Genomic DNA, 8,929 nt, shown 5'->3' on the forward strand with positions numbered 1-8,929 from the left:
GGCAAAAAAGATAGATCAATTCTTGTGAATGTTGCCTTCATTTATTCTCCAAAAGATAAGTATTGGAGACTTGCTTGAACTCAAATCTCAAGGCTGCGTTAGTCCAAAGCTTAACGCAGCCTTCTGCCTCTTCGGTGGCTGAGGAAAACAGCAAGCAGAGCCTCCAAATCTGCGTCCCCAGGCAGAGCCTGGGAACAAGAAAAAATCTCAAAAATATTCCTTAAGACTTGTTACAATACACAAAACTTCATACTTTCCCCAACACTGGATGACCTTTTTCAACGCCTCCGAACCCCTAATCCGCTGCAAACAGGAACATCTCGACGTACAAGACCGCGAAGGCCTGTTGCAACTCCGCTGGCAAATTGGAAATATTACTCTTTTCTCAGGATTTTATACCCGGATCGACCAAACTTTTCTGCTTTGGGGTTTGGTGACGGCGGGGATTTTTTTTACGGCTCAGTTTTTCCCCATCAGTTGGAGCTTTCAGGCGATTCTGTGGTCAACTTTGACTCTAATTGGCACTGCGGGGATGGCGGTTTTGACTTTGTTTTGGGTAAGAGTCGAGCGAGTTAGCTGGATTCTTTACTGTTGGGCGATTTTGATGATAACTGGTTTGGTTCTGACCGATTGCAGTATTTTTGCCGGTTGGGGAGGTTTGTTGCTGCACCTTTGCGATTTGTGGTTGGGGTTGAGCGCGATCGGCTATTTGTTGACGGGACTCGGTTTGCGATCGCGCACTTTTCTCCTGATCGGACTAACTCATTTATTTAGCATCCCTCTATTAACTTTTGTTGCACCTTGGCAATATCTAACCACAGGAATAATTATGGCCGGCTGTTTGTTGTTATTGTCCGAATTGCAGTGGGATATGCGATCGCCGATCGACAATACTTTGCTAAGCGCAGAACAGAAAGAATTTAACCGAATTCAACAGCAACTGCGGCAGAGTGGCGCGATTATATCCAAATAAATCACAAATGTAAAGAATTCTGTACAATAGCTAACACTTTCCCCAAATCCAACACAATAGAAAGATGCAGCATCAATAAAAAACACACTTTAACCAGAACAGGAGTTTTGCTGTTTGACCTGTAAATCGCCAACCTAAGGAGAACGGTGTCCGGGAGGCGACTGGCGAACAAATGCTGTACTTGTGACGATAAAAGTTAATTCGGGTTGACAGTAGTTGTTGAAATCAAAATGTGGTGCAGGGTTTTTACCGTTTCCCCTGCTTTGCAGTCTTCTCGGAGAGGCTAAACCCTCTACCAGAACAGCCTGAGGAGATTGGCACAAAATTCGACTGTTTGTCAGGCGGATTTTTGAGTCAGCGTGTTTAATAAAATTGGGAAAATGCTCGCTTAGAGCTTTGCAGGACTTACTATTAAACAAGTCCTGCTTTATGATGGGCAATTTAAATTAGGTTTTACTGGAACGTGCGTTTTCGGAATATTTCCCTTACTTCCATTAAAATCTGGCCCAACATATTTTTGCCGCTGCCATCTTTACCGCAACCCCAATAGTAATCACTAGGGGAATTTTCGACTATTTCCTCATCGCCAGTAGCTAGTAAAATTTCTCTAATTTCGGCATGAGTTTCAAATTTGCGGAGTACGGCTTTTCGCATAATATCATCTTTGACTTGTTCCCAATCTTTGCGGAGAGGACGAGAGCGATCGCGCCCCATCTTTGCGGCATCTTTCGGCGTTTTTGCTTGGCGAATTTGGTCGTAATGAGCCGTTTTGGGAAACTTTTGTGCTTGAAAATAATGCTCAGTAGTTGACCAATATTCTCCGTCTAACTCGAATCCATGACTGGAAAAATTAGAAAAACAGCCGTATTCGCTGCCAGTGGTGTAGAAGTAGATAGGCATAAAGTCGGCAATTTCAATTTCGTTAAGAATGTTGGTCGATCGTCAGTTTTACCTCTCTCGATTATCCACTATCTTCAACCGCAAATCAATAGTTTCGAGATGGGAACCGATGTAAGACAGCAGGGCGTAGATAAATACGATCACCCCTACCATTTCCAAAATTTCTTCAACAGAAGCCATTAAACCGTAGATCAAATTTCGCTGACCTACCGCATCTGCATAATAGCCACAAACCATTTCCATGCCAAGTGCTCCACCGACATATATACTGCCTGCCAGTAAAAATAAATCCCTTGTTTTCCGGGGTAGGTGCCGGAGAAACTTGAGATAAGCCAGCCCAGTAACCACAACAAAAATCGCCCCCGGAATTACCCAAATGAAGTAAAAAAGTCCCCCTAAATCTAGTGCCTTTCGCAAGTCGTTAATAATTAATATTTCGTGCAGACTCAAGATTTCATCTAACGAAAAAAATACAAAGATGAACCCCAGCGCTTTCCAGTGTCCAAAATAGCGATCGCCCTGCTTCTTCTTAGCACTAGCAATAATACCTAGCAAAATCGCGCCAAACAGCAAAGTAAATGACGAGTACCAGGAAGGATAATTTATTTCTCTGTCTAAGTTAAACAAACTAATCCAGCGTTGTTGATAGTTAAAACCGTAGCGGAGAACTTGTACGATGCAACCAGCAACAGCAAAAAAGAGCACCCAAATGCTGAGAGAGAAAGCAACTCTCTTCGGCGAAACAGAAATAATGAATTTCATCAAGTTTTTGATAAACTAGAACAAGCAAAATCAAACTATAAAGTAAAAAGTAAAAAATCGCAAGAGCGGCGCAATCCGCCCCCTCGGATTTTTATCTAGAAAAAATCACCGATCACTGACAATGCACGTTCAAATTGAAACCTTCACTGTCCGCAAGCGGTTTGCGCTTACCATCAGTCGCGGTACCACAGCCCAAAGTACGAATTTATGGGTAAAATTAGCACACGAAGGCATCGAAGGTTGGGGAGAAGCATCGCCCTTTTCCACAGGTTCTCTGCCCCAAACTACCGAAATTCTGCTAGCCACATTGCAAGAAGTTGCACCGCTGCTAGAAAAGTTTACTCCCTTCGATCGCCAAAAAATCGAACAAGTATTAACAGAGGTCAACTTACCGTCAGCCGCCCGCGCCGGCATCGACACGGCAATGCACGACTGGCTGGGTAAAAAAGCAGGCTTGCCGCTGTGGAAAATGTGGGGATTAGATCGATCGCGCATCGTCCCCACCTCGGTCACAATCGGCATTAATTCGCCCTCTGGTGCAAGAGAAAGAGTCCGCGATTGGTTTGGCAAAGATCCAGCAGGTATCAAATACCGCGCCGTCAAGGTCAAATTAGGCAATCCCGCAGGAATCGAAGCCGACAAAGCTATGTTAATAGCAGTGCTTGACGAAGCACCAGCTAACCTTAAAATCAGTGTTGATGCTAACGGCGGTTGGAGTTTAAAAGATGCTGCCGAGATGTGTGACTGGCTAGAAAAATATAAGATAAATTATGTCGAACAGCCGCTTTCACCCGTCGCCGATATGGATGAATTCTCAGAACTGTACCGTCAATCGCCCCTGCCAATTTTTGCTGATGAAAGTTGCTTTAATAGTTCCGATATACCCAAGTTAGCCCACTGCGTCCACGGCATCAATATCAAAATGATGAAATCAGGGGGATTGACCGAAGCAATGCGGATGATTCACACAGCCAAAGCCTGCAATTTGCAAGTAATGTTCGGCTGCTATTCAGATAGCGCGATCGCAAATACAGCAGCAGCACAACTTTCACCGCTAGCTGACTATTTGGATTTGGACAGTCACTTAAATTTATTAGACGATCCTTTCACAGGTGCGATCGTAGAAAATGGGTGTTTGATGCCAAACGGGCGATCGGGATTGGGAGTGCGGCGAATTGAGATTGGAGAATAGAAGTAAGTAGGTTGGCGCAAATAAACTTTACCATGTAACAGAATATCAAGCTATCATAAACTTTGTAATTGCTTTCTTTCGGTTCGCGAAAGCTAAAGTTTCACTCACTGCGTCCAGGCCTGATGTATTTTCAAGCTTCATCTACTTACAGTGAACCAATGACTAAAAACTATCCCATCAAAAATGGCAAAGTTGCTATCTTACTGCATGAGGGAATTATTGGTCCTTCCGGCAAAACAGGCTTAGCATTTTTGCGCTACAGCGAAGCACAAATTGTAGCAGTAATAGACCGCCAATGTGCAGGACAATCTTTACCTGAATTAACGGGCATTCGTCAACAAGTACCGATAGTTGCTTCCGTTGCAGAAGCACTGCAATTTGCACCGGATATTCTGCTAATTGGTATCGCTCCTTCCGGCGGTGTTTTGCCTGCGGAATGGCTACCAGAAATTAATCAAGCGGTAGCAGCAGGTTTGTCTGTTGTCAACGGTTTGCACGCGAAACTGGCACCTTTGATAACAGTTCCCTTAACCGAAAATCAATGGATTTGGGACGTGCGTCAGGAACCAAAATCTGTGGGTGCGATCGCCTCTGCCGCTGCCGCTAAATTAAGCTGTCGCCGCGTGTTAACTGTCGGCACAGATATGAGTGTTGGCAAAATGTCAACCAGTCTGGAACTCAACCGCATTTGCTTGCAGCGGGGTTTGCGTTCCAAATTTTTAGCAACCGGACAAACGGGTTTAATGATCGGAAATGAAGGCCTTCCTTTGGATGCAGTGCGAGTTGATTTCGCCGCTGGTGCTGTCGAACAAATGGCGATAAAATTGGGTGCTGAATGCGATATTTTGCACGTAGAAGGGCAAGGTTCGCTATTGCATCCGGGTTCGACGGCGACGCTGCCGCTGTTGCGGGGTTCGCAGCCAACTCACTTAATTTTAGCGCACCGAGCCGGACAAACTAGCATTCGCAATCACCCGCACGTATCGATTCCCAGGTTATCAAAGGTGGTTGAATTGTACGAAATGGTAGCTGCTGCTGCGGGTGCTTTTGCAAGGGGAAAAGTGAGCGCGATCGCCCTCAACACTCATCACTTAAATGAGGCAGATGCGCTGTTAGCAATAGCTGAAGTTCAAGCAGAAACGGGATTGGCTTGTACCGATCCGGTAAGGTTTGGCGCGGAGTTGTTGTTGGAGGCGATCGATAGTTTATCTGCTACAATAAATTACAACTAGCATATCGCTACAGAAAACTATGACACAATCACTTCAAGCAAAAACACTGACACTACGTGAGGTTAAAACAAAATTTAACTTGCAACTTGCAGAAGACGAGCAATTTTTCCCAGAGTGGATTGACGATTTACCAGAAATTACTGATGAAGAAAAGCGATATCTAGACAAAGTAAAAGCTGGCTATACTAACAGTGCTGAGTACCCCATGATAGAAGATACCGTAAAAATGGTGGTACTGGCTCCCTTGCTATTTTTAGCAGATTTTTACCTGACTCCCTTTCACATAGAGTCAGAAAAATCGGTGGAACTGGTTACAGTGGATGAAGATATACTGGTCAGAGGAAGCATTGATATTCTGCTTTTAATGGAATCTTTTTGGGTTGTGGCAATCGAAGCCAAGCGAACTCAATACTCCCTTGAGGCAGGACTTCCCCAGCTACTCTTTTATATGCTGAGTAACCCCAATCCAGACAGACCAACTTTTGGGCTGCTGACAAATGGCAGCAACTTCAGATTCCTTAAATTGATTAAACAAGACACTCCACAGTACGCTTTATCTTATGAGTTCGTAATCGATCGCGCCCAGGACTTTTACGAGGTATTCCGCATTTTTAAACGAATTGCTGCTGTAGTTACCAACTATAACTAATGACAGAAACTTCTTTTTCCTTACCCTCTGAATGCGCTATCCGCCCCGCCTCAGCTCAAGATATCAAATCAATTAAAAAGTTAGTTTGGAGCGCCCGACTCGATCCAACTCAGTTGCGCTGGCAGCAATTCTGGGTCATCGAATGCGAGGGAAAATTGGCAGCTTGCGGACAGTTGCGGAACTTTGCGGGCGCGCAAGAATTGGGCAGTTTGGTAGTGGCGAAAGATTGGCGCGATCGAGGTTTGGGAAGCTACCTCACAAAATATTTAATTCAACAAGCTACAGAACCGCTATATTTAGAATGTTTGGGAAAGCGACTCGCATCATTTTATACTCGCTTTGGCTTCGTAGAAGTTTCCGTACAAGAATTGCCACAGTCGCTTAAATTCAAGTTTGGTTTGTCTCAATTAGCTAAAACTTTATTCAAAATTCCCGTAACAATTATGCAGTATCAAGCAGGCTGTCTACAATTATGACTTTTATGAATTTAAGATTCTGAATTTATGAATGGATTTTAAGTTCGACCTGTTCAATAATTGGATAACAGGGTGCGATCGACCTGCATCGATCAAAAACTCCTACCGCCTCCCGATCTCTGCGTAAGTCTCGATCGCCTATTGTCTATGCCTAAATAGGTAGGTACACCTCAATATCGCATGGGGAGGGTGGGTGAGTTGCCAAGTTTACTTCCTTATATCATAGACCCGCTTACGGGCCCCTAATGGCGCACAGGGTGTCAGAAACCGAGTTTTTAGAGGTTTGGTGCGTAAGTTAGGACTAGATATTTATGGATATTCCGGATTGGGCGATCGAGACTGCGTAAATTCATAATTCACCGTTCGCGCTAGTCCACTTAGCTAAATTGGCACAGCCAGCAGCTTGATCGGGAGGCAAAAACCTTTGAAAGCTCGTTGTTTGCGGGTTTCTCAGTGTCCTGTGCCAGTACCAGACTCGGAAAGTGGACTGGCGATCGCACCAAAGACATTCGACTCCTGGCAAATTAGTAAGTGTAAAGCAAGTGAGTCACAACCCAATCAAAACATAAAACCCAAAAATAAAACATCTTCACAGCAGTAGTAATGCGGAATCAGCCAATCTCTAATGTAGCTAATAACATCTACCCTTGAGGCAAATCCCAGCAACTGCTCAACCACTAAATCCTTAATTCAATACCTCGGAATTACTGGATTTAGACTCCCCGCAACCGCTTCTCAAATCCCCTCAACATTTCAAAAATTCTTTGCCTTTTATCCTGATAAAACTACGGAAGGCAAGAACAATGAAATATCAAGGCAATCAATCTTAACCGAGGAAATGCAGCCTCTCAAATAGCATAAACAGACAATTACACATCCATATATTTTAACACCACAGGAGTAAATATCATGTTCAACGTAGTAAAAGCTTTCGGCTCGATTTTCTCTACCCAAGGATACAGCACAGCTAACAATATGCTAATCAAAAACTACGTCAACACCAATTTTAACTACTTCAACGAAGAAGCAGTCGTGGATGAATCGATTTACCCGAATCAAACAGGTCGCGTCCGCTTCCAAGGTAGCTGGTGGCCCGCACGGTGCGATCGCCAAATCACCCTCACACCGGGAGACACGGTTTATGTCATCGGCGTTGACAACATCACTCTGTTAGTTTCTCTCGCTCCTGCAGACTAAATCAGAGATTGAAGTACAACGGCAACAAATAAATCTCAATCCCGGAAATGCCACCTCTTAAATAGCTTCAAATAGGCGATTAAACTTCGATATATATTAACACAAAAGGAGTCAGGAAAATGTTCAACGTAGTAAAAGCTTTCGGTTCTATTTTTTCTACTCACACCTACAGCACAGAAAAGAATATCTTAATGGATAACTACATCAACACCAATTTTAACTATTTCAACGAAGAAGCAGTCGTGGATGAATCGATTTACCCGAATCAAACAGGTCGCGTCCGCTTCCAAGGTAGCTGGTGGCCCGCACGGTGCGATCGCCAAATCACCCTCACACCGGGAGACACGGTTTATGTCATCGGCGTTGACAACATCACTCTGTTAGTTTCCCTCGCTCCTGCAGACTAAACTAGAAAGTAATCTCAACTTTTTCACTGTCAGAACCCCGACTTATTCCAGAAGTCGGGGTTCTGACTATTCTGTTTTTTAGTGGCAATTGGGCGATCACTTCCACTCAACACCTGACGCAAGACAGCAAGATCTGCTTCTGTTTATTTACCAGTAGAAATATCGCAGATCGCGCTACAATAAAATGGCATTTTTGAGAGCTTGTTTGTTGAGGCGATCGCGGACTTGAGATTCGCTATTTTCTCGGGTGACTGCTGCTTTTTCTGATGCCTTAGCGGGCGGTAGTGGTTCGAGAAGTTGGGCTTGAGCTTCCTGAATTGAAGGGTAATTTTCCGCCCAGGATGAAATCGCTTCTGAAAGGACATCGATCTCATCGGATAAGGGTTCAATTAGCTGGGCTAGTTCGGTTAATTGTTCGGACCCGAAGAGCGATCGCTGCTGAGTTAATAGTTCGATAAATGAGTCGATATTTTGTTCGGGGAGTGACATCGATTCCCGTTGGATTTTGTTAATTGTTTGCCGAACAAATTCGAGAGACAAATCTAATAATTGCGCGATCGTCTCTAAATTTATCCCCAACCCTATCGTGCGACGAATGGCTTCTAACTTCGCCTGCCGTTCACCTTGTTCGAGTCCTTCTTCTAAGCCTTCTTGCTTGACTTCCTGGTAAAATCGAGTTTGTCTGAGTTCGCTTAAATTCAACATGGCGGCAATTTCCTCGCGGCTTTTCTGGGGGAGTTTGTAGACGATAATTGTTTCGATGAGGTTAATTAAATCGCGTAGAACGGTTGGATCGGACAACTGTTGTCGGGCCATTGCGATCGACTGCCGTGCTTGTTCTGCTGCTGTCTCTGCTGGCTCGATTACCAGTTTAACAACTTTGACTCCCAGCGATCGATCTGCGGCTTCTGGCAATTCATCGAGGTAAATCCGTTGGACGCGCTGACTCGTTAAGAGTTCCTGAAATTGCAGCATCTGTTCGTGTTCGATGCGACGATTGGGATAGATGACAACCACGCGCCAAGGATTGATTGGTTTGTATTGTCGCAGATAGAGAAAGAGTTCGCCAAAGATGCGGTAGTACAAGTCGGCATCGGGTTGAAACTGAACTTCAGCTAAGTAAAATGGTTTTTCAGGTTCT

At 44.4% G+C, this 8,929-nt stretch carries 10 protein-coding genes; 7 read left to right on the forward strand and 3 right to left on the reverse strand.

The window, feature by feature from the left end; translation table 11 throughout:
- Positions 1 to 268 precede the first annotated feature (268 nt).
- The gene (locus QUA45_RS26295) at positions 269 to 973 is read left to right on the forward strand and encodes a hypothetical protein (protein ID WP_333222700.1); all 705 of its coding nucleotides are present in this window, start codon (positions 269 to 271) and stop codon (positions 971 to 973) included.
- A gap of 453 nt (positions 974 to 1,426) precedes the next feature.
- On the opposite strand, the gene QUA45_RS26300 is transcribed toward QUA45_RS26295, so the two are convergent.
- Positions 1,427 to 1,873 carry an NADAR family protein gene (locus tag QUA45_RS26300; protein WP_333222702.1) on the reverse strand — a complete coding sequence of 149 codons (447 nt, stop codon included), beginning with the start codon at positions 1,871 to 1,873 and terminating at the stop codon, positions 1,427 to 1,429.
- A 48-nt stretch (positions 1,874 to 1,921) separates the two neighbouring features.
- A complete protein-coding gene (locus tag QUA45_RS26305; RefSeq protein WP_333222704.1) occupies positions 1,922 to 2,635 on the reverse strand; it encodes a hypothetical protein in 714 nt (237 codons plus the stop codon).
- 121 nt (positions 2,636 to 2,756) lie between these two features.
- Between QUA45_RS26305 and QUA45_RS26310 the strand changes: the two genes are divergently transcribed.
- From QUA45_RS26310 to QUA45_RS26335, 6 genes are all read left to right on the forward strand, one after another.
- Positions 2,757 to 3,827, forward strand: a complete 1,071-nt coding sequence (locus tag QUA45_RS26310; RefSeq protein ID WP_333222706.1) for a dipeptide epimerase — start codon at positions 2,757 to 2,759, stop codon at positions 3,825 to 3,827.
- 158 nt (positions 3,828 to 3,985) lie between these two features.
- On the forward strand, positions 3,986 to 5,059 hold the full coding sequence (locus QUA45_RS26315; protein WP_333098018.1) for a DUF1611 domain-containing protein: 1,074 nt from the start codon (positions 3,986 to 3,988) through the stop codon (positions 5,057 to 5,059).
- A 19-nt stretch (positions 5,060 to 5,078) separates the two neighbouring features.
- The gene (locus QUA45_RS26320) at positions 5,079 to 5,708 is read left to right on the forward strand and encodes a restriction endonuclease subunit R (protein ID WP_333098020.1); all 630 of its coding nucleotides are present in this window, start codon (positions 5,079 to 5,081) and stop codon (positions 5,706 to 5,708) included.
- Positions 5,708 to 6,184 (forward strand): GNAT family N-acetyltransferase, encoded by a 477-nt coding sequence (locus QUA45_RS26325; RefSeq protein ID WP_333098022.1) that lies wholly within the window; start codon positions 5,708 to 5,710, stop codon positions 6,182 to 6,184. The genes QUA45_RS26320 and QUA45_RS26325 overlap by 1 nt, the downstream gene beginning before the upstream one ends.
- 909 nt (positions 6,185 to 7,093) lie before the next feature.
- Positions 7,094 to 7,381 (forward strand): NfeD family protein, encoded by a 288-nt coding sequence (locus QUA45_RS26330; protein WP_333101688.1) that lies wholly within the window; start codon positions 7,094 to 7,096, stop codon positions 7,379 to 7,381.
- Between the two features lie 119 nt (positions 7,382 to 7,500).
- The gene (locus QUA45_RS26335) at positions 7,501 to 7,788 is read left to right on the forward strand and encodes an NfeD family protein (protein ID WP_332952483.1); all 288 of its coding nucleotides are present in this window, start codon (positions 7,501 to 7,503) and stop codon (positions 7,786 to 7,788) included.
- Positions 7,789 to 7,962: 174 nt separating this feature from the next.
- Here the strand turns inward: QUA45_RS26335 and QUA45_RS26340 are convergent.
- On the reverse strand, positions 7,963 to 8,929 hold a 967-nt coding region (locus QUA45_RS26340), incomplete at its 5' end, for an Rpn family recombination-promoting nuclease/putative transposase (protein ID WP_333222708.1).

The organism is Microcoleus sp. Pol12A5, assembly GCF_036701435.1.
Classification (GTDB): Bacteria; Cyanobacteriota; Cyanobacteriia; order Cyanobacteriales; family Microcoleaceae; genus Microcoleus.